The organism is Paracoccaceae bacterium Fryx2 (assembly GCA_032334235.1).
In the GTDB taxonomy this organism is placed as follows: domain Bacteria; phylum Pseudomonadota; class Alphaproteobacteria; order Rhodobacterales; family Rhodobacteraceae; genus JAVSGI01.
The window spans coordinates 2078440-2100315 of sequence record JAVSGI010000005.1 but is presented as its reverse complement, the minus strand read 5'-3'; the positions used below and the strand labels follow the sequence as shown (position 1 = coordinate 2100315).

Annotated in this window: 17 protein-coding genes and 3 pseudogenes; 9 read left to right on the top strand and 11 right to left on the bottom strand. The window is 67.1% G+C overall.

All coding sequences use genetic code 11. From position 1 onward, the window contains the following. Positions 1–35: 35 nt before the first annotated feature. The 6 genes and pseudogenes from RNZ50_19370 to RNZ50_19345 form a co-directional block, all read right to left on the bottom strand. Positions 36–416: pseudogene (locus RNZ50_19370) on the bottom strand (FCD domain-containing protein). Between the two features lie 116 nt (positions 417–532). Continuing rightward, entirely contained in the window at positions 533–1294 is a 762-nt protein-coding gene (gene istB, locus RNZ50_19365) for an IS21-like element helper ATPase IstB (GenBank protein ID MDT8857153.1), read from the bottom strand. 12 nt (positions 1295–1306) lie between these two features. Beyond that, entirely contained in the window at positions 1307–2845 is a 1539-nt protein-coding gene (gene istA / locus RNZ50_19360; GenBank protein MDT8857152.1) for an IS21 family transposase, read from the bottom strand. Positions 2846–2996: 151 nt separating this feature from the next. Next, a pseudogene (locus RNZ50_19355) lies at positions 2997–3389 on the bottom strand (GntR family transcriptional regulator). Positions 3390–3501: 112 nt separating this feature from the next. Then, positions 3502–4157 (bottom strand): annotated as a pseudogene (locus RNZ50_19350) (OmpA family protein). A 109-nt stretch (positions 4158–4266) separates the two neighbouring features. After that, entirely contained in the window at positions 4267–5127 is an 861-nt protein-coding gene (locus RNZ50_19345; GenBank protein ID MDT8857151.1) for a methylated-DNA--[protein]-cysteine S-methyltransferase, read from the bottom strand. Between the two features lie 116 nt (positions 5128–5243). Between RNZ50_19345 and nth the strand changes: the two genes are divergently transcribed. Together nth and RNZ50_19335 are read left to right on the top strand one after the other, a co-directional pair. After that, entirely contained in the window at positions 5244–5888 is a 645-nt protein-coding gene (nth, locus tag RNZ50_19340) for an endonuclease III (GenBank protein MDT8857150.1), read from the top strand. After that, positions 5885–6877 (top strand): adenosine kinase, encoded by a 993-nt coding sequence (locus RNZ50_19335; protein ID MDT8857149.1) that lies wholly within the window; start codon positions 5885–5887, stop codon positions 6875–6877. Before nth ends, RNZ50_19335 begins: the two co-directional genes overlap by 4 nt. A 293-nt stretch (positions 6878–7170) precedes the next feature. Here the strand turns inward: RNZ50_19335 and RNZ50_19330 are convergent, their stop codons facing one another. Beyond that, the gene (locus RNZ50_19330; GenBank protein ID MDT8857148.1) at positions 7171–7989 is read right to left on the bottom strand and encodes a sulfotransferase family protein; all 819 of its coding nucleotides are present in this window, start codon (positions 7987–7989) and stop codon (positions 7171–7173) included. 149 nt (positions 7990–8138) lie between these two features. Here RNZ50_19330 and RNZ50_19325 point away from each other — a divergent pair, with 149 nt between their 5' ends. The 3 genes from RNZ50_19325 to RNZ50_19315 all read left to right on the top strand — a co-directional run bounded on the left by RNZ50_19325 (position 8139) and on the right by RNZ50_19315 (position 10645). Then, the gene (locus tag RNZ50_19325; protein MDT8857147.1) at positions 8139–9716 is read left to right on the top strand and encodes a DUF5928 domain-containing protein; all 1578 of its coding nucleotides are present in this window, start codon (positions 8139–8141) and stop codon (positions 9714–9716) included. Positions 9717–9719: 3 nt separating this feature from the next. After that, positions 9720–10100, top strand: coding sequence for an HIT domain-containing protein (locus tag RNZ50_19320; protein ID MDT8857146.1), 381 nt, complete (start codon positions 9720–9722; stop codon positions 10098–10100). A 74-nt stretch (positions 10101–10174) separates the two neighbouring features. Next, the gene (locus RNZ50_19315) at positions 10175–10645 is read left to right on the top strand and encodes a DUF1203 domain-containing protein (protein MDT8857145.1); all 471 of its coding nucleotides are present in this window, start codon (positions 10175–10177) and stop codon (positions 10643–10645) included. A gap of 43 nt (positions 10646–10688) precedes the next feature. Here the strand turns inward: RNZ50_19315 and polA are convergent, their stop codons facing one another. The 3 genes from polA to RNZ50_19300 form a co-directional block, all read right to left on the bottom strand. Continuing rightward, positions 10689–13487, bottom strand: a complete 2799-nt coding sequence (gene polA, locus RNZ50_19310; protein ID MDT8857144.1) for a DNA polymerase I — start codon at positions 13485–13487, stop codon at positions 10689–10691. A gap of 55 nt (positions 13488–13542) precedes the next feature. Further along, positions 13543–13725, bottom strand: coding sequence for a zinc-finger domain-containing protein (locus RNZ50_19305; protein MDT8857143.1), 183 nt, complete (start codon positions 13723–13725; stop codon positions 13543–13545). Positions 13726–13801: 76 nt separating this feature from the next. After that, a complete protein-coding gene (locus RNZ50_19300; GenBank protein MDT8857142.1) occupies positions 13802–14371 on the bottom strand; it encodes a DUF1285 domain-containing protein in 570 nt (189 codons plus the stop codon). Between the two features lie 84 nt (positions 14372–14455). Between RNZ50_19300 and RNZ50_19295 the strand changes: the two genes are divergently transcribed. Genes RNZ50_19295 through RNZ50_19280 form a run of 4 tightly spaced genes read left to right on the top strand, consistent with a single transcriptional unit; the run spans position 14456 to position 21156 of the window. Then, complete coding sequence (locus RNZ50_19295) at positions 14456–15454, top strand: MoxR family ATPase (protein MDT8857141.1); 999 nt, start codon at positions 14456–14458, stop codon at positions 15452–15454. Then, a complete protein-coding gene (locus RNZ50_19290; GenBank protein ID MDT8857140.1) occupies positions 15451–16323 on the top strand; it encodes a DUF58 domain-containing protein in 873 nt (290 codons plus the stop codon). The genes RNZ50_19295 and RNZ50_19290 overlap by 4 nt, the downstream gene beginning before the upstream one ends. After that, entirely contained in the window at positions 16323–19064 is a 2742-nt protein-coding gene (locus RNZ50_19285) for a DUF4159 domain-containing protein (protein MDT8857139.1), read from the top strand. Before RNZ50_19290 ends, RNZ50_19285 begins: the two co-directional genes overlap by 1 nt. A gap of 13 nt (positions 19065–19077) precedes the next feature. Then, positions 19078–21156 (top strand): glutamine amidotransferase, encoded by a 2079-nt coding sequence (locus RNZ50_19280; GenBank protein MDT8857138.1) that lies wholly within the window; start codon positions 19078–19080, stop codon positions 21154–21156. Here RNZ50_19280 and RNZ50_19275 read toward each other — a convergent pair. Beyond that, on the bottom strand, positions 21153–21851 hold the full coding sequence (locus RNZ50_19275; protein ID MDT8857137.1) for a DUF599 domain-containing protein: 699 nt from the start codon (positions 21849–21851) through the stop codon (positions 21153–21155). The two genes, RNZ50_19280 and RNZ50_19275, sit on opposite strands and share 4 nt — an antisense overlap. Between the last annotated feature and the right edge of the window lie 25 nt (positions 21852–21876).

Sequence of the window (21876 nt, the reverse complement as noted above, 5' to 3'; positions counted from 1 at the left end):
AAACCCGGCCCTCGAGCCGGGTTTTTTCATGCCGTTCAGCGCGACTTTTCGTGCTCGAAACGCTGTAGGGCGATTTCCTCGTGGTGGTCGGCTTTCAGCTGTTCGCTGAGCGCCTGTTCGACATAGGTCAGATGCGCCTCGACCGCGGCGCGAGCCGCCTTGGGGTCGCGGGCCAGCAGGGCCGCGTTGATCGCCCTGTGCTGGGCCAGCAGCAGGTCGCGGGTGGCGCGCTGCTTGAACATCATCTGCCGGTTGTAGAACACGCCTTCGCGCAGCAATTCATACATCGACCGCATCATGTGCAGCATGACGACGTTGTGGCTGGCCTCGATGATCGCCATGTGGAAGGCGACATCCAGCATCGCCTCGTCCGACGGGTCGCGCTTGGCGTGCGCGGCTTCCATCTTGCGGAAGATTGCGGATTTCGCGGAGAATGGGCGCTGATTTCGCGCGATCGTGGGCACGCGTTTCGCGCCATTCTGGGCAGTCATTTCACGGGATCGTGGGCAGGCTGGCCGACGCTTTCATGGAGTCAGGCTTGAACGATTTGGTCAAGCTTTTTTGTGACGGCGGAGCGCCTGCGCAGGCTTTCACCTGAGAGGGTGAGGCGGTGTGCGTTGTGAACGAGGCGGTCGAGGATGGCATCTGCGAGCGTTGGGTCGCCGATGGCTTCGTGCCACTGGTCAACGGGGAGTTGGCTTGTGACGATGGTGGAAGCGCGGCCGTGGCGGTCTTCGAGGATTTCCAGCAGGTCACGGCGCTCCGGGGCGGTGAGGACGGCGAGGCCCCAATCGTCAATGATCAGCACATCCATGCGGGCGATGGTTTTGAGGATGCGTTCATGGCGGCCATCGCCACGGGCCAGAGCAAGGGCCTCGAACATGCGCGGCGCACGTTGATAGAGGACGGGCCGCCCATCCCGGCACGCCTTGTGGCCAAGGGCGCAGGCGATCCAGCTTTTGCCCAAACCGGTCGGCCCGGTTATCAGCAGGTTCTCGTGCCGGGCGATCCAGCCGCCATCGGCAAGATGCGCCATGACACTGCGGTCAAGACCACGTGGGCTGCGCAGGTCCAGATCCTCGACGCTGGCATCTTGGCGCAGAGCCGCAAACTTGAGCCGGGAGGCCAGTTTCTTGGTGTCGCGCTCTGCAGCCTCGCGGTCGACCAGCAGGCCGAGACGCTCTTCGAACGAGAGGGCGTCGAAGGCGGTTGACCTGCGTTGTTCTTCGAGCGCCGATGCAATGCCGGTCAGGCCGAGCGCCAACAGTCGGTCGTGGGTGGGATGGGTCAGCATTTTAGTCCTTTCTCAATGGTAATAGCTGCCGCCACGAATGTTGGCGTGCTGGAGGGGGGCGACCTCTTCGGAGCCTTCCAGGAAGGCGCGATCGAGGCCGGTCTTGAGGATCGAACGAATGGAGGTGACGGTGCGGGCCCGGATGGTCACACCCCGCTGGCAGGCCGCATCAACGCGCTCCGGCCCATAGGTTTTGACCAAGGCCAGCACACCCAGGCAGGTGCGGAACCCCTGTTCAGGATGGGGGCGGTCAGCCATCACCATCTCGCAAAAGGCGGCGACGGCGGGGCCGGTCTTGGTTGCCTGCGCCAGCATTCTGGCCGGGGTCCATTCGGCAAAGCGACGATGGGCCGATGGCATATGGTCGGCCACGGTGACATGGCTGCGCCGCCCCGGGGTGCGCACGTGGCTCGCAACCCTCTGACCACGATGGAATATCTCGACCGTCTGGCCGCTTGTGCGAACATCGACCTCTTGTTTGATCAGCGCGAAGGGCACGGAATACCATGAGCTGTCGACCTCAACGTGATAGTCGGGTGCCACGCGGGCGCGCTTCCAGCGGGCGAAGACATAAGGTTCGGGCGGTAGGGGCTGAAGATTGGGCCGATCCAAAGTGGCAAACAGATCGGCGCGGCTGGCGCCATAGCCGCGCATCACGCGCATGTTCAACTCGTCCAGCAGCCGCCGGATCGCCACGTTCAACTCGGCCAATGAGAAGAACCGGTGGTTCCGCAGCCGCGCCAGAATCCAGCGTTGTGCCACTTGGACAGCCACTTCCACCTTCGCCTTGTCCCGGGGTTTGCGCGGCCGGGCGGGCAGAACGGCGGTGCCATAATGCGCCGCCATCTCGGCATAGGTCCGGTTCAGCCCCGGATCAAACCGGTCTGCCTTGATCACGGCGGACTTCAGATTGTCCGGAACCACCGCCTTTGGCACGCCGCCCAGAAAGGCGAACATCCGGATATGCGCGAGGATCCAATCTTCCAACCCCTCCGATGCCACCGCCTCGGCATAGGTGTGATTCGATGCCCCCATTGCCGCCACGAACAGCTTCATGGCCCGCGCTTCGCCGGTCGTGGGGTCGATCACGTCGATGGTGTCGCCGGCAAAGTCAACGAACACCTTCTCGCCGCCCACATGTGTCTGGCGCATCGTCGGGCGCACCCGACCCTTCCAAGCCTCGTAATGCGTGCAAAACCAAGTATAGGCAAAACCCCCGGGGTGCGCGGCACGGTATTCTTCCCAGAGCAGCATCCGCGTCACCCCAGGGCGGCGCAACTCGCGGTCAATCTCCGCCCAGTCGGGCACAAGCCGCTCCGCGTCCGGCACCGTGGGCGGGGCTGGAAACAAAAGAAGTTCAAGGCTGTCGTCATCGATCCCCTCCGGCAAGGGCCACGTGAGCCCGGCATGACGCGCCCGTTGGGTGTAGCTTCCGACGCTCCCCTTGCTCAGACCGAGGGAAGCGGCAATGGACCGCTCGCTCAGGCCTTGCCCAAGCTTCAATCGCAAAACATCTCGTATCCGGCGCATGTTCAATCGTCCTGTCGGCATCAAGCCACCCCTTCATTCCTGAAGGCGCAACTATCCTCAATTTGCCGACCAGACCTGCCCGCGATCCCGCGAAATCAGTGCCCAGCTTCACGCGAAATGACTGCCCATGATCCCGTGAAATCGATGCCCACCATCAAGCGAAACACGCACGGAAGATCGCGTCCACCACCTTGAGATCGGTGTTCGACGCCAGCTGCGCCGCGCGTTCGGCGGCCAGCCCTTCCATGTCGCGGCGAAAGGCGATGTAGTCGAACACCGCCTCGTCATGGGTGGCAAAAAGCTGGATCAGCGCGGGCGAAAAGGCCGACCCCAACACGTCGGCGACATAGATCCCGGCGCCGGGACGGCTGTCGAGCAGCCCGCGATCGTGCAGGATGGCCACCGCATCGCGGAGGCTGGGGCGCGACACGCCCAGCCGTTCCGACAATTCGCGTTCGGACGGCAGGCGTTCCCCGGGTTGCAGGATGCCGCGCAGGATCAGCAGTTCGATCTGACGCACCACGCTTTGCGAAAGCTTTTCGGTGTGGATCTTCTGGAACGGCATCACAGTCCCCCGGGATTGGTCAGAAACTATGACCGCATCCCGGGATTCTCAAGCGCAAAGGGCCGCTTCATGGTCCATCCCCGACATTGTTGGAAGGGATGGACCCTTGGGTTCAGGTCAACGGGCGAATGATGATCTCGACCCGGCGGTTCTGCGCCCGGCCTTCGGGGGTCAGGTTCGACGCAACCGGCTGATCCTCGCCGCGCCCGAAGGAGACGATGCGCCCGCTCGGCACGCCGCCCGACCGCAGCACGCCCGCGACCGATCCCGCCCGGCGTTCCGACAGATCCTGGTTGTAGGCGGCGGCGCCGGTATTGTCGGTGTGGCCGATCACCTGCACGGTGGTGTCGGGATAGCGCAGCAGGTTTGCGGCAACTGCGCGCAGGTCGCTGGTCAGATCGCTGCGCAGGGTGGCGCTGTCGGTGGCAAACAGAATGTCCTGCGGCATGGTGACGACCAGTTGCGAGCCGGTGTTGGTCACGGTGACATTGTCGTTGCCGATGTTCTGGCGCAGGTCATTGGCCTGACGGTCCAGCGCGTTGCCGGCCAGGCCGCCGATCGCCGCACCGATGCCTGCGCCGACCACGGCCTTCGCAAGACGGTCGTCGCCGCCGCTTTTGGCACCAAGGATGCCGCCGAGCAGCGCGCCGGTGACGGCCCCGCCCTGGGTATAGGTCGGCTGGCCGGGGGCGGTGGCGGGGGGGGCGTGCAGCCCGCTACGGTGACAGCGGCAATCGCGCTCAGGATCAGGGGGGTCTTCAGGAACATGTCTGCTGCCTCATGGGGTTTGCGGCCCGTTCGCCGGGCTTGGCAAATCCTATACCAAGCCGGAGCGTGCCCTGATAGGCCCGCGTTCATGTGCGCAGAAATCCGCCCATCACGTTCCTGTGCGCGCCAGCGGCTCGTCTGCGTCGGCGCGGGCCGCTTCCCACGCGAGCATGGCGCGCTTGACCGGCAGGCCCCAGTGATAGCCGCCGAGGCCCCCCGACTTGCGCAGGGCGCGGTGGCAGGGGATCAGCCAGCTGACCGGATTGCGCCCCACGGCCGTGCCCACCGCGCGGACCGCCTGCGGGTGGCCGACGGCGCCCGCGATCTGCGAATAGGTGGTGACATGGCCCGAGGGGATGCGCAGCAGCGCCTCCCAAACCTTGATCTGGAACGGCGCGCCGATCAGGTGCAGCCGGGTCTCGCCCCCCGCCCCGAAAGCACCGGCGACCAGCGGCGCCACCGCCGCCGCATCCTCGACATAGGTTGACCCCGGCCAGCGGCTGCGCATGTCGGCCATCGCCGCCTCGCGACCGCTTTCCTCGGTGAAGGCCAGCCCGCACAGCCCCCGGTCGGTCGCCATCGCCAGCGCCTCTCCGAAGGGCGTGGGGAACAGGCCCCAGCGGATCACCAGACGCGCGCCGCCCCGCGCGTATTCGCCGGGGCTCATCGCCTCCCAGCGCAGGAACAGGTCATGCAGCCGCCCGCCGCCGGATAGCCCGGTTGCAAGCGAGGTTTCCAGCACGGTGAACCGCTCGTCCAGCAGGCGGCGGGCATGATCCAGCGTCAGGTATTGCTGGTAGCGTTTGGGCGAGACGCCCACCCATTGCGAAAACACCCGCTGGAAATGCGCGGGGCTCATGCCCATCTGCGCGGCGAGGGATTCAAGCGTCAGGCCGGGGCCGCCGCTGTCGATCAGCGCCAGCGCGCGGGCGATGACGGCGTAGTGATAGGCGGGCGGGGCGTTTTCCATGCCGGTCTCCTTTGGCTGCACCATAGCGCGGTGACACAGTGCCGCGCGACCCGGAAACTGCGGCTTCGGCCGCGTGCCGCCTTGCCGCGCCCACCCGGCTTTGGCATAGGGGACGCATGGCACGTCAGCTTGACTATCCCGCGATGCAGGCGATCTTTTCCCGCTTTCAGGCTCTGGAACCCGAGCCGAAGGGCGAATTGCATCACGTCAACGCCTATACCCTGCTGGTCGCGGTGGCGCTTTCGGCGCAGGCAACCGATGCCGGGGTGAACAAGGCCACCCGCCCGCTGTTCGCGCACGTCACCACCCCGCAGGCGATGCTCGACCTCGGTGAGGAGGGGCTGCTGGAGGCGATCAAGACCATCGGCCTGTTCCGCCAGAAGGCGAAGAACGTGATGCGGACCAGCCGTATTCTGGTCGACGCTTACGGCGGGCAGGTGCCTTCAAGCCGCGCCGCCCTGCAATCGCTGCCGGGCGTGGGGCGCAAGACCGCGAATGTGGTGCTGAACATGTGGTTCCACTATCCGGCGCAGGCGGTCGATACCCATATCTTCCGGCTGGGCAACCGCAGCGGCATCTGCCCCGGACGCGATGTGGTTGAGGTCGAACGCGCCATCGAGGACAACGTTCCGGTGGAATTCCAGCAGCACGCGCACCACTGGCTGATCCTGCACGGCCGGTATATCTGTGTCGCGCGCAAACCGAAGTGCGGTATCTGCCCGATCCGCGATCTTTGCTCCTTTGAGGATAAGACCGAATGAAGAAGTTTCAGGTTGTCGGCATCGGCAATGCGATGGTCGACGTGCTGGCCCCGGTGTCCGAGGCGTTCCTGGAGGCGAACGGGATCGGCAAGGGGATCATGCAGCTGATCGACATGCCGCGCGCGGTCGACCTTTACGCCCGCATCGGGCCTGCCAAGGAAATCTCGGGCGGCTCTGCCGCCAACACCATTGCCGGGGTGGCGCATCTGGGCGGGCGCACCGCCTATGTCGGCAAGGTCAAGGACGATCAGCTTGGCCGGATTTTTGCCCATGACCTGCGCGCGCAGGGGGCGGTGTACGAGACGCCGTTCGCCGCCGCGCAGTCGGAGCAGGAAACCGGGCGCTGCATCGTACTCGTCTCCGGCGATGGCGAGCGGTCGATGAACACCTATCTCGGATGGTCCGAATTCCTGACCCCCGGCGACATCGACGAGGCCCAGATGGCGGAGGCCGAGTGGATCTACCTTGAAGGCTACCGCTTCGACGGCCCGGCCAGTCACGAGGCCTTTGCCAAGGCGATCCGGGCCTGCAAGGGGGCAGGGGGGCGGGTGTCGATCACCCTGTCCGACCCGTTCTGCGTCGAGCGCCACCGCGACGCCTTCCGCCGGATGATCGTCGAGGATGTCGACCTGCTGTTCGCCAACCGCGCCGAATTGCTGTCGATGTATCAGACCACCGATTTCCCGGCGGCGCTCGCGGCGGCGGCGGCCGAGGTCGCCATCGTGGCCTGCACCGAAAGCGAGCATGGCGCGCATATCCTGTCGGGCGGCCAGCACTGGCAGGTGCCCGCGATTCCAACACAGATTGTCGACGCCACCGGCGCGGGCGACCTGTTCGCCGGGGCCTTCCTCTGGGCCATCACCAACGGGCATGACCTGCCCACCGCAGGCCGGATGGGCTGCATCGCCGCGTCCGAAGTGATCAGCCACATCGGCGCGCGCCCCGAGGCCGACCTGAAGGCGCTGTTCCGCACGCACGGCGCGCTCTGACCGCAGGAGGCGCCCGCCTCGGGCCCCGCCGGGGCCTTCGGCGGGCGCCACTGACGTGTCGCGGTTTCTGGCGCTGCGTCGTGGCCCGAGGTCGGACAGAGGGGTATTTGAGCCAAGAAGAAGCCTCGGGGCGCAGCGCCCGCTGGTCCCTTTGCAGGGGATAACCTTGCCGCGGAAACTTTCAGCTTTCACATTGGCACAAATATCCCACGGGGGGCGGGGGGTGTGAAACCCCCCGATGACAGGCGCGCGACGGGGCGGTATCGCCTGCGTCCCGATCTTGCCGCAGACCCTCATTCGCCCAGTTTGGCATGCACCTCGTCAAGATCGACCTCGCCGAGCGGCATCTTGTTGGCCGGGTTCTCGAAGTCATACCGGAACAGCTGGAAGTCGCGCTTGTAGATTTCCCAGACCAGGTGCATCGACAGGTCGTCGAAATACGCCTCGACCGGGTGGGCGCGTTTGGGGCCGTGGCCTTCACTTTCGTTGAACTTCGGGATCGCTTTCAGGTCGACGCGGTGCCGGGTGTCGATTGCGTCGAGTACGATCTGCATGCCTTCGTTGAACCGTTCGGTGAAAAAGATCTGGTCATAGCGGCCACCGTTCACGATGTAGGTCGAGACATGGCCCGCCATCGCCGACCAGTGGATGTCGGGTTCCATCGGTTTTTTCCAGCGGATGGTGTCGCGGCTGAAGAGCAGGAACCGGCGGAAGCTTCTGATCTGGTCGAACTCGGCCTTGCCGTCGTCACCGCCGACCTCGATCCCGTATTTCTGCGTCAGCAGCGGCACCAGATTGCCGCGGTAGCGTTTGCCGTTGCGCTGGATGCCGCAGATCTTGTCGAAGAACGACGACAGGATGCGGGTATAGGGGTTGCGCACGCAGGTGAAGGCGTAGGACCGGTGCTCCTTCACGTTGCGTTCGATCAGGGCCTGGCTGTCCTCCAATGCCCATTTGTGCAGCCCGTCGGTCGCGTCATGGATGTCGCCGTCGAAGAACCGGCCATGGTCGGAGTAGAACATGATCTGTCCGATGGTCGAACAGGCGCATTTGGGGACGACGCGGTACACCACGCTTTCGCTTTCCGTCATCCACGTTCCGGGAAAACCCATGAAATTCAATCTCCTGCCTGCCATGTGGCACTTTTCGCCGCGCCTCGGCATCCTTTGCCACAAAAAAGCAAACAAACACTGTCTTTTCAATGACCGTTAAAGCTATTCATGGCAACAATCACGACCTGAAGCGTTGAAGAGTTTCCAGAATGGCAAAGATTGCCTACATCCTGCTCTGTCACAAGGACCCGGAGGGGATCATTGCCCAGGCCGAACGGCTGACGGCGGCCGGGGATTACATCGCGATCCACTTCGACGCCCGCGCCCGGCGCGAGGATTTCGACCGGATCAGCACGGCCCTGGCCCGCAATGCCTCGGTCACCTTTGCTGCCCGGCGGATAAAGTGCGGCTGGGGCGAGTGGAGCCTGGTGGAGGCGTCGCTGCTGGGCGTGCGGGCCGCGGTCGATGCCTTTCCGCGCGCCACGCATTTCTACATGCTGTCGGGCGACTGCATGCCGATCAAGTCGGCCGAATATGCCCATGCCTTTCTTGACCAGACCGAGGCCGACTACATCGAAAGCTTCGATTTCTTCAGCTCCGACTGGATCAAGACCGGCATCAAGGCGGAACGGCTGATCTACCGGCACTACTTCAACGAACGCACGCACAAGCGGCTGTTCTATGCCTCGATGGACGTGCAGCGCCGCCTGCGGATCGGTCGGCGCATTCCGGCCGATCTGGCGATCCAGATCGGCAGCCAGTGGTGGTGCCTGCGCCGCCGCACCATCGAGGCGGTGCTCGATTTTGCCGACCGGCGGCAGGACGTGATGCGGTTCTTCCGCACCACCTGGATTCCCGACGAAACCTTTTTCCAGACCCTGGTGCGGCATCTTGTGCCGGGGCACGAGATTCGCGGCCGCACCCTGACCTTTCTGATGTTCACCGACTACGGCATGCCGGTGAACTTCCACAACGACCAGTATGATCTGCTGATCAGCCAGGATTACCTGTTCGCGCGCAAGATTTCGCCGGATGCGAGGGAGTTGAAGGAGCGGCTGGGGGCGCTGTATTCCGCGACCAACGTGCGGTTTCCGATCTCGAACGAAGGGCGGGGGCTGTTCAAGTTCCTGACCGGGCGGGGGCGGATCGGTCGGCGTTTTGCGCCCCGCTTCTGGGAAACCGAATCGAGCCTTGGTCGCGAGCGCACGCTGATGATCGTGACCTGCAAGAAATGGCATGTCGCCAAGCGGCTGGTCGAGCGGGTGCGGCAGGTCTCGGGCCTGCGGGCCGTGGACTACCTGTTCAACGAGGAGACAACCCCGCTGCCCGATCTGGGCGGCATCCAGACCACGCTGGAAAAGCGCACGCGCCACCGCCGGGCGCTGATGCGGATGCTGTATGACTACTGGCAGACCGACCAGCTTGTGATCTGCATCGATCCGGCGAATGTCGATCTGATGCAGGATTTCCATTCGGACCGCTCCAACACCCGGATCCTTGAGGTGGAATGCGATTTCACCGACGACTACCTGATGGGCCATGCCCGGCGGGTCGGGCTGGCGGGGGACCGCACGCCGCAGGAGACCATCGACCGGCTGCTGCCCACCATCCGCTATGACGTGAAGTTCGAAAGCGACCGGATCCGCGATGCCGATTTCGCGGGGTTGTATCGCATCCGCCAGTCTGCCAGCATCGAAGACAACACCGCCCCCCTTGCGGCATTTCTCGGGATAGCGCCGGACAGGGCGCGCGAGATTGCCGAGACCCATTACCTATTCGTGGATTGACCGATGGCCTACGCATACGACCCCCAGAACATCTTCGCCCGCATCCTTCGCGGCGACATTCCCAGCAAGACCCTGCTGGAAAGCGAGCATACGCTGGCGTTTCACGACATCTTTCCGCAGGCCCCGGTGCATGTGCTGGTGATTCCGAAGGGGGCCTACGTCTGCTTCGACCATTTCGCGCTGGAGGCGACGCCGGAGGAGATAGTCGATTTCCACCGCACCGCCGGTCAGGTCTGCGCCATTCTGGGCATCCAGCCGGGCGAGGGCGGCGACGGCTATCGCACCATCGGCAATGCGGGCACGGCGGCGATCCAGGAGGTGCCGCATTACCACATGCACATCCTTGGCGGGCGGAATCTGGGGCGGATGCTGGCGAAGGCCTGAGCGTTAGGCGCAGGGTTCGGGTCGCCCGGGGCGCGGGCATCGGGCAGGCTGGTCGGGCAAAACGGAGAGCGCCCATGACCATGATCTTCACGCCCCTGCCCACCGCAACCGTGCGCGCCCTGCAGGCGGGCGGTGCCGATGCCAATGGCCAGACGCCCGAGAGGGTGCTGGCGACGGGCAGCGGCAACCCCTGCCGTCATTGTCTGAAGATGATTCCCGAAGGCGCCCCGATGCTGATCCTGGCGGTTCGCCCGTTTCCGGTGCCGCAGCCCTATGCCGAGGTCGGGCCGGTCTTTCTGTGTGCCACGCCTTGCACGGCCGGGGGCGGACCCGATCTGCCGGAAATCCTGGCCGCGCCCGACTATATCGTGCGCGGCTATGGCGCGGATGACCGCATCGTTTACGGCACTGGCGCGGTGGTGCCGACCCATGACGTGACGGCGCGGGCCGGGGTGCTGCTGGATGATCCGGGGGTGGCCTATGTCCACGTCCGCTCGGCGCGGAACAACTGCTATCAGCTGCGCATCGACCGTCTGCCCGCGTGACTGCGGGTTGAAAGGGGGTATTTGGGCCAAGAAGAAACCGGGGTCAGTGCGCCAGTGCCCAGTTTGCCCCCCGCCCGGCCTCGACCGTCAGCTTGACCGACAGTTTCACCGCAGGGTCGGCCGCGCCCTCCATCACGTCGCGGGCGCGGGTGATCAGGGTGTCGGCGGCGGCCTCGTCCACCTCGAACAGCAATTCGTCATGCACCTGCAGCAGCATGGTGGCGGGCAGGTCCGCGATGGCGGCAGGCATCCGGATCATGGCGCGGCGGATCACGTCGGCCGCCGTGCCCTGGATCGGCGCGTTGATTGCGGCGCGCTTGGCAAAGCCTGCACCGGGGCCCTTGGCGTTGATTTCCGGTGTGTGGATCTTGCGGCCGAACAGGGTCTGCACGAAGCCCTTGTCCCTGGCGAAGGCCACCGTGTCGTTCATGTAGTCGCGGATGCCGGGGAAACGCTCGAAATAGCGGTCGATGAAGCCCTGCGCATCGGAGCGCGGAATGCGCAGGTTGCGCGCCAGACCATAGCCCGAAATGCCGTAGATCACCCCGAAGTTGATCGCCTTGGCCTGACGGCGGATCGCCGGGTCCATGCCTTCCAGCGGCACGCCGAACATTTCCGACGCGGTCATGGCGTGGATGTCGAGCCCGTCGCGGAATGCCTGTTTCAGCGCCGGAAGATCGGCAACATGCGCCAGAATCCGCAGCTCGATCTGCGAATAGTCCAGCGATACCAGAGCCTTGCCCGGCGGGGCCACGAAAGCCTCGCGGATGCGGCGGCCTTCCTCGCTGCGCACCGGGATGTTCTGCAGGTTGGGGTCGGTCGAAGACAGCCGCCCCGTCACCGCCCCGGTCAGCGAATACGACGTGTGGACTCGCCCGGTTTCGGGGTTGATGTGGTCTTGCAGCGCGTCGGTATAGGTCGATTTCAGCTTGGCCAGCTGCCGCCAGTCGAGCACGCGGGCGGGCAGGTCGTGGCCCTCGGCGGCCAGATCCTCCAGCACGTCGGCGCCGGTGGCATAGGCGCCGGTCTTGCCCTTCTCGCCACCGGGCAAGGACATTTCGTCAAACAGGATCTCGCCCAGCTGCTTGGGGCTGCCCACGTTGAAGGGCCGGCCGGCCAGCGTATGGATTTCATGCTCCAGCCCCGCCATCTTCTGTGCAAAGGCGTTCGACATCCGCGAGAGCGTATCGCGGTCCACCTGGATGCCCGCCATTTCCATCGCCGCCAGCACCGGCACCAGCGGCCGTTCCAGCGTTTCATACACGGTCGTCACCCGGGCGCGGTGCAGTTGCGGGCGGAAAAGCTGCCACAGCCGCAGCGTCACGTCGGCATCTTCGGCGGCGTAATCCACCGCCTTGTCGATCGGCACCCGGTCGAACGTCACCATCGCCTTGCCGACGCCCAGCAGCGGCTTGATCGGGATCGCCGTGTGCCCGAGATACCTGTCGCACAGGTAATCCATGCCGTGGCCGTGCATCCCCGCGTGCATCGCATAGGACATCAGCATGGTGTCATCGAACGGGGCCACCGTCACGCCATGGCGCGCGAAGATCTTTGCGTCATACTTCATGTTGTGGCCGATCTTGAGGATGGCATCATCCTCCAGCACCGGCTTCAGCATCGCCAGCGCAAGGTCCGCCGACATCTGCCCTTCGGTCAGGGCGGACGAGCCGAACAGGTCGCCGCCGCCCTGCCGGTGGCCCAGCGGAATGTAGCAGGCCCGCCCCGCCTCGACACACAGCGATATTCCAACCAGTTCGGCGCGCATCTCGTCAAGGCTGGTGGTTTCGGTATCGACCGCGACATGGCCGCGATCCCGGATCACCGCGATCCAGCGGGCGAGGGCTTCAGCGTCGCTGACGTGTTCGTAATTGCCGAAGGGCGGCGCTTCTGCCTGAACCGTGGCCGGGGCGTCGGTGACAGGCGCAACCGGGGCCTCGGGTGGGGCGACCTTCAGCCGGTCGGCCACCCGCCGCGTCAGGGTGCGGAACTCCATCTCGTTCAGAAAGCCCATCAGCGGCACGGCGTCGGGCAGCCGCACCTCCAGGCTTTCCAGCGCCACATCCAGCGGCATGTCGCATTCCAGCGCCACCAGACGGCGCGAGATGCGGATCTGGTCGGCATTGTCCACCAGCGCGTCGCGGCGTTTCGGCTGCCTGATCTCGCCCGCCCGTTGCAGCAGGGTTTCCAGATCGCCGTATTCCTGGATCAGCAGCGCGGCGGTCTTGATGCCGATGCCCGGAGCGCCCGGCACGTTGTCGGTCGAGTCGCCCGAAAGCGCCTGCACGTCAACGACGCGGTTCGGGGGGACGCCGAACTTCTCGAAAACCTCGTCGGGGCCGATGCGCTTCATCTTCATCGGGTCGAGCATGTCGACCCCGTCTCCCACCAGCTGCATCAGATCCTTGTCCGAGGAAATGATGGTCACCGTCCCACCCGCCGCCCGCGCCCGGCACGACAGGGTGGCGATGATGTCGTCGGCCTCGAACCCCTCGGTCTCGATGCAGGCGACGTTGAAGGCCCGCGTCGCGGCGCGGGTCAGCGGGAACTGCGGGCGCAGGTCTTCGGGCAGTTCGGGGCGGTTGGCCTTGTAGGCCGGGTAAATGTCGTTGCGGAAGGTCCTGGACGAATGGTCGAAGATCACCGCGATATGGGTCGGGGCTTCCTGCGCGCGGGTCGTGGTCAGCTCGCCCCACAGCATGTTGCAGAACCCTGCGACCGCGCCGACCGGCAGCCCGTCGGATTTGCGCGTCAAGGGCGGCAGCGCGTGATAGGCCCGGAAGATATAGGCCGAGCCGTCGATCAGATGCAGATGGTGGCCCTTGCCGAATGTGCCGCTCATGGCTCAGCCTTCCGTTGCGGTGCCCTTGCGGGCGGTTCGGTGTGGCGGTGCGCGACTAGTGGTCGTGCGCCGCCGATTTGTCGATCACGAACCGCTTGTCGCAATAGCCGCATTCCACCCAGCCGGGATCTTCGGGAATCGTCAGCCAGACGCGGGGATGCCCGAAGGCGCTGCCGCCGCCATCGCAGGCAACCTTCCACTTCGTGACCACTTCGGTCTCGGGGGCTTTCATGGTCATGGCAGACTCCTGTCGGGCGGGCAATTGATCCCGGCGCATGATAGCGATGCGGGCGGGCGCGGCAAGGGGCCGAGGGTCAGGGCAGATCGGCCGAGGGGATCACCGGGAAGAACACGCCCCCCGACCACAGCCCGAACCAGCCGTCGTCGTGCGTGCCAAGCTCCACCAGCCGGTAGAACGACTTGCGGTCGATCAGCGCCTCCATCCCGGCGCGGACCATGACATAGGGCGAGGGCTCGCCGGTTTCGGCGTCGCGCACGACGCGGATCGGATGATCCGGCCCTGCCGAGACCTCGTCGCCGGTCTTCGTGACAAAGGTCAGATCCTGCGCAGCCCCGGCGCCGGTCGCGGTGAAATCGACCGCCAGAAACGGCGCGTCATCCACCGTGATGCCGACCTTTTCCACCGGCGTCACAAGGTAATAGCGGCCCCCTTCCAGCTTCAGGATCGACGAGAACAGCCGCACCAGCGGTTCGCGCCCGATCGGGGTGCCAAGGTAGAACCACGTTCCATCCCGCGCGATCCGCATGTCAAGGTCGCCGCAGAACGGCGGGTTCCACAGGTGCACCGGCGGCGGACCCTTCTTCGCCCCCGTCGCGGCCTGCACCGAGGCCATCACCCCCTCTGCCGAAGGTTTCACGATCATTTGTCCCCACATGCTTTTTGCCATTTGTGCCGGGCGGCATAGTTCGGTCTAATGATATGATAAACCCAAGCGGAGCATCCTGCCATGGCCGACGCCCTGATCGCGCAGATCGAAACCCTTGGCGACCGGCTGACCGAAGCCAAGGCCAGCATCAACCGCCGCTTCATCGGGCAGGAAAAGGTGGTCGATCTGGTGCTGGCGTCGCTCTTGTGCGGCGGCCATGCGCTGCTGGTGGGCTTGCCGGGGCTGGGCAAGACCCGGCTGGTCGATACGCTGTCCACCGTGATGGGGCTGAAGGGCAGCCGCATCCAGTTCACCCCCGACCTGATGCCCGCCGACATTCTGGGGTCTGAAGTGCTCGACTCCACGCCCGACGGGGGCCGCGCCTTCCGCTTCATCGAGGGGCCGATCTTCTGCCAGCTTCTGATGGCCGACGAGATCAACCGCGCCAGCCCGCGCACCCAGTCGGCGCTGCTGCAGGCGATGCAGGAACGCGAGGTCACCATCGCGGGCCAGCACCGCCCGCTGGGCCGCCCGTTCCACGTTCTGGCGACCCAGAACCCGATCGAGCAGGAAGGCACCTATCCGCTGCCCGAGGCACAGCTTGACCGCTTCCTCGTGCAGGTCGATGTCGAATATCCGACCCGCGCCACTGAACGCGACATCCTGATCGCCACCACCGGGGCCGAGGATGCGCAGGTGCATCAGGTGTTTGCCGCCGACGAACTGATTGCCGCGCAGGGCATCATCCGGCGGATGCCGGTCGGGGATTCGGTGGTCGAGGCGATCCTTGATCTGGTGCGCGCCTGCCGCCCCGGCGAGCCGGAAGGCGTGGCGCTGACCGACATGCTGTCCTGGGGCCCCGGCCCGCGCGCGGCGCAGGCACTGATGCTGACGGTGCGAGCGCGGGCCTTGCTCGACGGTCGGCTGGCGCCTTCGGTCGCCGATGTCGCTGCGCTGGCGCGCCCGGTGCTGACGCATCGCATGGCGCTTTCGTTCGCGGCCCGGGCGCGGGGCGAAAGCCTCGCCTCGCTGATCGACGGCGTGGCCGCCCGCACGCTGGGCCTCGAGGCGGCGGCGTGAGCGCAGCCGCCCCCCTTCGCGTCCGTGCCGAGTCGCTGGGCCAGGCCCTGCCGCCGCTGCTGGCGGCCGCCGAGCATCTGGCCGCGACGGTGATCCTTGGCGATCACGGGCGCAGGCGGGCGGGGATGGGCGACGAGTTCTGGCAATACCGCCCGGCCCATGCCGGAGATTCCGCGCGGATGGTCGACTGGCGTCGTTCGGCCCGGTCGGATGCCCATTTCGTGCGTGAACGCGAATGGCAGGCAGCGCAGACGGTGACGCTGTGGGTCGATGGGTCGAAGTCGATGTCGTTCACCGGCGCAGGGTCGCGCCCCCCCAAGGCCGACCGCGCACGGCTGCTGGCGCTGGCGCTGGCGGTGCTGCTCTTGCGCGGCGGCGAGCGGGTCGGGCTGGCGGGCGACGCCGCCCCGCCCCGGTCCGGCCGGATGCAGCTTCCCCGCATCGCCGACGCGCTGGAGGCGGACTCAGCCGCCGACTATGGCGCGCCGGAAACCGCAGGCATGGTCAGCCATGGCCGCGCCGTGTTCCTGTCGGATTTCCTTGGCGATCTGGCGGGGATCGAGACCGCCCTTGGCCGCGCCACCGACCGGGGGGTGCGCGGCGTGCTGTGCCAGGTGCTCGACCCGGCCGAAGAGGATTTCCCGTTCGACGGCCGCACCATATTCGAGTCGATGGGCGGCAGCCTGCGCCATGAGACCCTGCGGGCGGGCGACCTGCGCGGCCGCTATCTGGCACGGCTGGCCGAGCGCAAGGAACGGCTGGCAACGCTGGCCCGCGCCTCGGGCTGGCACTACCAGTGTCACCACACCGGCACGGCGGCGCAGCCGGTGCTGTTGTGGCTGTATGCGGCGCTGGAAAGGGCGGGCTGATGTGGATGCTGGGCCCCATCGGGTTTACTGCGCCGCTGATCCTGCTGGCGCTGGTCGCGCTGCCGGTGCTGTGGCTGATCCTGCGCGCCGTGCCGCCCGCGCCGATCCGGCGTCGGTTCCCGGGCGTGGCGCTGCTGCTGGGCCTGACCGATGACGAGGTGGAAACCGACAAGACGCCGTGGTGGCTGCTCTTGCTGCGCGCGGCGGCGATTGCGGCGGCGATCATCGCCTTTGCCGGGCCGGTGCTGAACCCTAAGGAACGGCAGGCCGGGACCGGCCCGCTGCTGGTGCTGTTCGATGGCGGCTGGGCCGACGCCCGCGACTGGCCGCGCCGGATCGACCGGGCAACGGCGCTGGTCGAGGAGGCGGGGCGCGAGGGCCGCCCCATCGCCGTGCTGCGCCTGACCGATGCGGCCGAGACCCCGCAGTTTCAGGCGGCCAATGCCTGGGCCGGGCGGCTGACCGGGCTTGCGCCGCAGCCCTGGGCACCATCGCCCGCCAATTGGGCCGGGGCGCTGCCCGAAGGCCGGTTCGCCAGTTTCTGGCTGTCGGACGGGCTCGACCATCCCGGCCGCGACACCCTGCTGGCCGCCCTTGGCGAGCGGGGCGCGGTGACGGTGTTCCAGAGCCCGCGCCCGGTGCTTGCGCTGCGGCCTGCCGGGTTTGCCGATGGCGCGGTGCAGCTTTCCGCCCTGCGCCTGCCCGCAGCCGACGCCGTGCAGGCCGAGGTGTCGGCGCGCGGGCTCGACCCTGCGGGGATCGAGCGGGAACTGGCCCGTGTGACGCTCGACTTCGCAGCCGGGTCCGCCACCGCCGAAACCGCCCTCAGCCTGCCGCCCGAACTGCGCAACCGCCTGTCGCGGTTCGAGATTGCGGGGGTGCGGTCGGCCGGCGCGGTCAGCCTGACCGACGACAGCCTGAAGCGCCGCAAGGTCGCGCTGATCGCCGGGCGTGATGACCGCGAAGGGTTGCAGCTTCTCTCGCCCACCCACTACCTGCGGCAGGCGCTGGAACCGGTGGCCGACCTGATCGACGGCACGCTTGCCGACATCCTGCTCGCCAGCCCCGACGTGATCGTGCTGGCCGACGTGGCCCGCCTGTCGCCCGATGAAACCGATGGCATTCTCGACTGGCTGGACAAGGGCGGCCTGCTCTTGCGCTTTGCCGGGCCACGCCTTGCCGCCTCGGATGTGTCGCGCAGTGCGGAAGACCCGCTGATGCCGGTGCGCCTGCGCGAAGGCGGGCGCACGGTCGGCGGCGCGATGAGCTGGGGCGAGCCGAAGGCGCTGGCGACCTTTGCCGAAACCAGCCCGTTCTTCGGCCTGCCGGTGCCCGCCGAGGTGACAGTGACCGCGCAGGTGCTGGCCCAGCCCGACCCCGATCTGGCGTCGCGCACCATCGCTGCCCTTGCCGACGGCACGCCGCTGGTGACGCGCAAGGCCGTTGGGCAGGGTCAGGTGGTGCTGGTGCATGTGACGGCGAATGCCGAATGGTCCAGCCTGCCGCTGTCGGGCCTGTTCGTGCAGATGCTGGAACGGCTGGCGGTTTCCACCCGGCCCGCAGCCCCCGAGGCCGAAGATCTCGCCGGGCGGGTCTGGGTGCCCGAGGTGGTGCTGGATGCTTTCGGCGTGCCCTCCGACGCGGGCGAGCTGGCCGGGGTGGCTGGCGAGGCGCTGGCGCAGGGCACCCCCGGCCCCGGACTGGCGCCGGGGCTTTATGCCGGGGATGACCGCCGCGTGGCGCTGAACGTGATCAATGCCGACACCACGCTGGTGGCCGCCGAATGGCCCGCGACCGTCGCGGTCGAGGGGCTTGAGGCGGCCCGCGAACAGGCGCTGAAGGGCGCGTTCCTCGGTGGTGCGCTGGGGCTCTTGCTGATCGACATTCTGGCGGCGCTGTGGATCTCGGGGCGGCTGACCGGCCGGGTTGGCGCGATCCGCGCCTCGCTTGTGCTGCTGCTGCTGGTCCCCGCGCCGGAGGCCCGTGCCGACGACGCCTTCGCGCTGGAGGCCACGACCGAGGTCCGTCTGGGCTATGTCATCACCGATGACGAACGGGTGGACGAGGTGGCCGAGGCCGGCCTGCGCGGCCTTGGCCTGCGCCTGTTCGAGCGCACCTCGGTCGAACCGGCCGACCCGATCGGGGTCAATCTTGAATCGGACGAACTGGCGTTCTTTCCCTTCCTGTACTGGCCGGTCACCACGGCGCAGGCGCTGCCCTCGCCCGCCGCCTATGCCAAGCTGAACCGTTACCTGCGGTCCGGCGGGCTGATCCTGTTCGACACCCGCGACGGCGACATGGGGGGGCGCAGCACGCCCGAGGCGCAGCACCTGCAACGGCTGGCCGCGCCGCTTGACATCCCGCCGCTGGAACAGGTGCCGCCCGACCATGTGCTGACCCGGACCTTCTATCTGCTGCAGGATTATCCCGGCCGCTACACCGGCGCAGCACTCTGGGTCGAGGCTGCCCCACCCGATGCCGAACAGGCCGAGGGGATGCCCTTTCGCAACCTGAACGACGGCGTGACGCCGGTGGTGATCGGCGGCAACGACTGGGCTTCGGCCTGGGCGGTGGACGGGCGCGGGGTGGCGATGTTCCCTGTGGGGCGCGGCTACGCGGGCGAGCGGCAACGCGAGATCGCCTACCGCTTCGGGGTCAACCTGATCATGCATGTGCTGACCGGAAATTACAAATCCGATCAGGTGCATGTGCCGGCCCTGCTGGAACGGCTGGGCAACTGATGGGGGCGCGCGCATGACCGGAACCGTGGTCTTCGACCCGCTGCTGCCGATGGTGGCGCTTTGGGCGCTGGCGGTGCTGGCGGCGGTGCTGGTCGGCTTCGCACTGTGGCGCGGGCTGGCGGGCTGGTGGCTGCGCGGGCTGGCGGCGGTGGCGGTGCTGGCGGCGCTGGCCAACCCGTCCTTGCAGGAAGAAGACCGCGCCCCCCTGTCCGACATCGTGATTGCGGTGGTGGACGACAGCGCCAGCCAGCAGATCGGCACCCGCCCCGACCAGACCGCCGCCGCGCTGACGGCGGTGCAGGCCGAGGTGGCGGCACTGGAAAACACCGAGTTGCGCGTGGTGCGCGTGGGCGACGGCGACGGCGACGCGGGCACGCAACTGATGACGGCCCTGGCCGAGGCGCTGGCCGAAGAACCCCGTGCAAGGGTGGCCGGGGCGATCCTGATCACCGACGGGCAGGCGCATGACATGCCACTGGCCCCTGAAATGCCCGCCCCCCTGCATGTGCTGCTGACCGGCCAGGCGCAGGACTGGGACCGCCGCCTTGTGGTCCGCAACGCCCCTGCCTTCGCCATTCTGGGCGAGCCGGTCACGCTGATCCTGCGGATCGAGGATCAGGGCGCGGTGCCTGTCGGCCTTGGCACCGGCGCCGACCTGTCGATTGCCGTCGATGGCGGCGAGCCGCAGACCTACCGCGTGCCGGTGGGCGAGGATCTGGAACTGCCCGTCACCCTGCCGCATGGCGGCATGAACGTGCTGCAATTCCAGGTCGCCGTGGCAGAGGGCGAGTTGACCGACCGCAACAACGCCGCCGTCGTGTCGATCAACGGCGTGCGCGACCGGCTGCGGGTGCTGCTCGTCTCGGGCGAGCCGCATGCGGGCGAAAGGGTCTGGCGCAACCTCTTGAAATCCGACCCCTCGGTGGATCTCGTGCATTTCACCATCCTGCGGCCGCCCGAAAAGCAGGACGGGATTCCGGTCTCGGAACTGTCGCTGATCGCCTTTCCGACGCGTGAGCTGTTCGTGGAAAAGATCGAGGAATTCGATCTGATCATCTTCGATCGCTACCGGCTGCGCGGCATCCTGCCGACCTCCTACCTTGAAAACGTGCGCGATTACGTCCGAAAGGGCGGCACGGTGCTGGTGGCGGCCGGGCCGGAGTTCGGCACTGCCGACAGCCTGTGGCGTTCCCCCCTGTCGGAAATCCTGCCGGTCGAGGCGACCAGCCGGGTGATCGAGGAAGGCTTCCGCCCCGCGCTGACCGACCTTGGCCGCCGCCACCCGGTGACGCAGGGGCTGGAAGCGCTGGCCCCCGAAGGTGGCTGGGGCCGCTGGTTCCGCCAGATCGAGATTTCCGCCCGCCCCGGCGGGCAGGTGGTGATGCAGGGCGCGGGCGACCGGCCGCTTTTGGTGCTGGCGCGGGAAGGTGAGGGGCGCGTGGCGGTAATGGCCTCCGACCACGCCTGGCTCTGGGGGCGCGGCTACGAAGGCGGCGGGCCGCAGCTTGAACTGCTGCGGCGGCTGGCGCACTGGATGATGAAGGAACCCGAACTGGAGGAGGAGGCGCTGACCGCGCTGGCCGATGGTCAGGGCCTGACGATCACCCGCCGCTCCATCGCCGAAACTCCGCCGGGGGATGTGACGATCACCGGCCCGGATGGCAGCGAGACCCTGCTGGCAATGCCCGAGGTGTCGCCCGGCACCTATGCGGCGACGTTTGCAGCACCCGTCGTCGGCCTTTACCGTCTGGCGCAGGGCGAGCTTGCGGCGGTGGTCGCCGTCGGCCCCTCGGCTCCGAAGGAATTCGAGGAAACCATCGCCAGCGGCGACAAGCTTTCCTCGGTGACCGACCCGACCGGCGGCGGCATCCTGCGGCTGGAGGATGGCGCGCCCGACATCCGCACCGTGCGCGAAGGCCGGGTCGCGGCGGGGCGCGGCTGGATCGGCATCACCCCGCGCGGTGCCTATGTCACGCAGGACATCCGGGTGGCGGCGCTGCTGCCGGGCTGGCTGTGGCTGCTGCTCGCCGCCGGGCTGGCGCTGGCGGCCTGGCTGCGCGAAGGCCGCTTCGGCGTGCGCCGCAACGCTTAAGGCGCGGCCCGTTGCAGGATGACGACGCGCGAGGCCGAGGCGAACTCGCGCCGGATCTGCACCGCTGCGGTGACCAGCGTGGCCAGCACCAGCGCCAGCGGCCCCAGCAGCCACCCCAGCGCGCCCAGTGCGAAATAGACCGAATGCAGTCCCCGGTTGAAGCTTCGAGCAGCGGTGATGTTGACCTCGGCCGCCTGCGAAGCGCGGTGATAGGCAAGCGGGTCGGCGGGATCGTTCGGCACTGCCGCCATCAGGATGCAGCAATAGCCGAACAGCCGGTGCGACCAGACGAACTTCAGGAAGGCATTGGCGACCAGCAGCAGCACGAGGATCACCTTGATCTCGATCACAGGTGCTGCGATCCCCAGCGTCAGATCCTGCGCCAGCCCCGCCACCCGGTCGGAGTTGCCCAGCAATGCGATGCCGCCGCCGATCGCGATCATGCTGGCCGAGGCGAAGAAGGCAGTGCCCTGCCGCAGGCTGTCGATCACCGCGCCATCGAAGATGCGCGGCTGGCGCGTCACGAACTGGCGCATCCAGTCGCGGCGATACTCGGCCATCAGCATCGAGACCGACATGCGCCCGGCGGGCGGATGTTCCACCAGCCAGCCCAGCCCGAGCCAGACCGCCAGCAGAAACCCCACCGCAGCGGCGTCGGCCAGACCAAAGGGGGCAAGGCGTGTCATCATTTCCATGCCCGCACCTTACCCAGAAGCGGAA

What these genes read in the sequence shown, in the direction of transcription:
- RNZ50_19330 (MDT8857148.1), bottom strand. Translation starts at nt 7,989, where the DNA reads ATGGGTTTTCCCGGAACGTGGATGACGGAAAGCGAAAGCGTGGTGTAC.
- nth (MDT8857150.1), top strand. Translation starts at nt 5,244, where the DNA reads ATGGCACGTCAGCTTGACTATCCCGCGATGCAGGCGATCTTTTCCCGC.
- RNZ50_19335 (MDT8857149.1), top strand. Translation starts at nt 5,885, where the DNA reads ATGAAGAAGTTTCAGGTTGTCGGCATCGGCAATGCGATGGTCGACGTG.
- RNZ50_19315 (MDT8857145.1), top strand. Translation starts at nt 10,175, where the DNA reads ATGACCATGATCTTCACGCCCCTGCCCACCGCAACCGTGCGCGCCCTG.
- istB (MDT8857153.1), bottom strand. Translation starts at nt 1,294, where the DNA reads ATGCTGACCCATCCCACCCACGACCGACTGTTGGCGCTCGGCCTGACC.
- RNZ50_19300 (MDT8857142.1), bottom strand. Translation starts at nt 14,371, where the DNA reads ATGATCGTGAAACCTTCGGCAGAGGGGGTGATGGCCTCGGTGCAGGCC.
- istA (MDT8857152.1), bottom strand. Translation starts at nt 2,845, where the DNA reads ATGCCGACAGGACGATTGAACATGCGCCGGATACGAGATGTTTTGCGA.
- RNZ50_19305 (MDT8857143.1), bottom strand. Translation starts at nt 13,725, where the DNA reads ATGACCATGAAAGCCCCCGAGACCGAAGTGGTCACGAAGTGGAAGGTT.
- RNZ50_19275 (MDT8857137.1), bottom strand. Translation starts at nt 21,851, where the DNA reads ATGGAAATGATGACACGCCTTGCCCCCTTTGGTCTGGCCGACGCCGCT.
- RNZ50_19295 (MDT8857141.1), top strand. Translation starts at nt 14,456, where the DNA reads ATGGCCGACGCCCTGATCGCGCAGATCGAAACCCTTGGCGACCGGCTG.
- RNZ50_19285 (MDT8857139.1), top strand. Translation starts at nt 16,323, where the DNA reads ATGTGGATGCTGGGCCCCATCGGGTTTACTGCGCCGCTGATCCTGCTG.
- RNZ50_19345 (MDT8857151.1), bottom strand. Translation starts at nt 5,127, where the DNA reads ATGGAAAACGCCCCGCCCGCCTATCACTACGCCGTCATCGCCCGCGCG.
- polA (MDT8857144.1), bottom strand. Translation starts at nt 13,487, where the DNA reads ATGAGCGGCACATTCGGCAAGGGCCACCATCTGCATCTGATCGACGGC.
- RNZ50_19280 (MDT8857138.1), top strand. Translation starts at nt 19,078, where the DNA reads ATGACCGGAACCGTGGTCTTCGACCCGCTGCTGCCGATGGTGGCGCTT.
- RNZ50_19325 (MDT8857147.1), top strand. Translation starts at nt 8,139, where the DNA reads ATGGCAAAGATTGCCTACATCCTGCTCTGTCACAAGGACCCGGAGGGG.
- RNZ50_19320 (MDT8857146.1), top strand. Translation starts at nt 9,720, where the DNA reads ATGGCCTACGCATACGACCCCCAGAACATCTTCGCCCGCATCCTTCGC.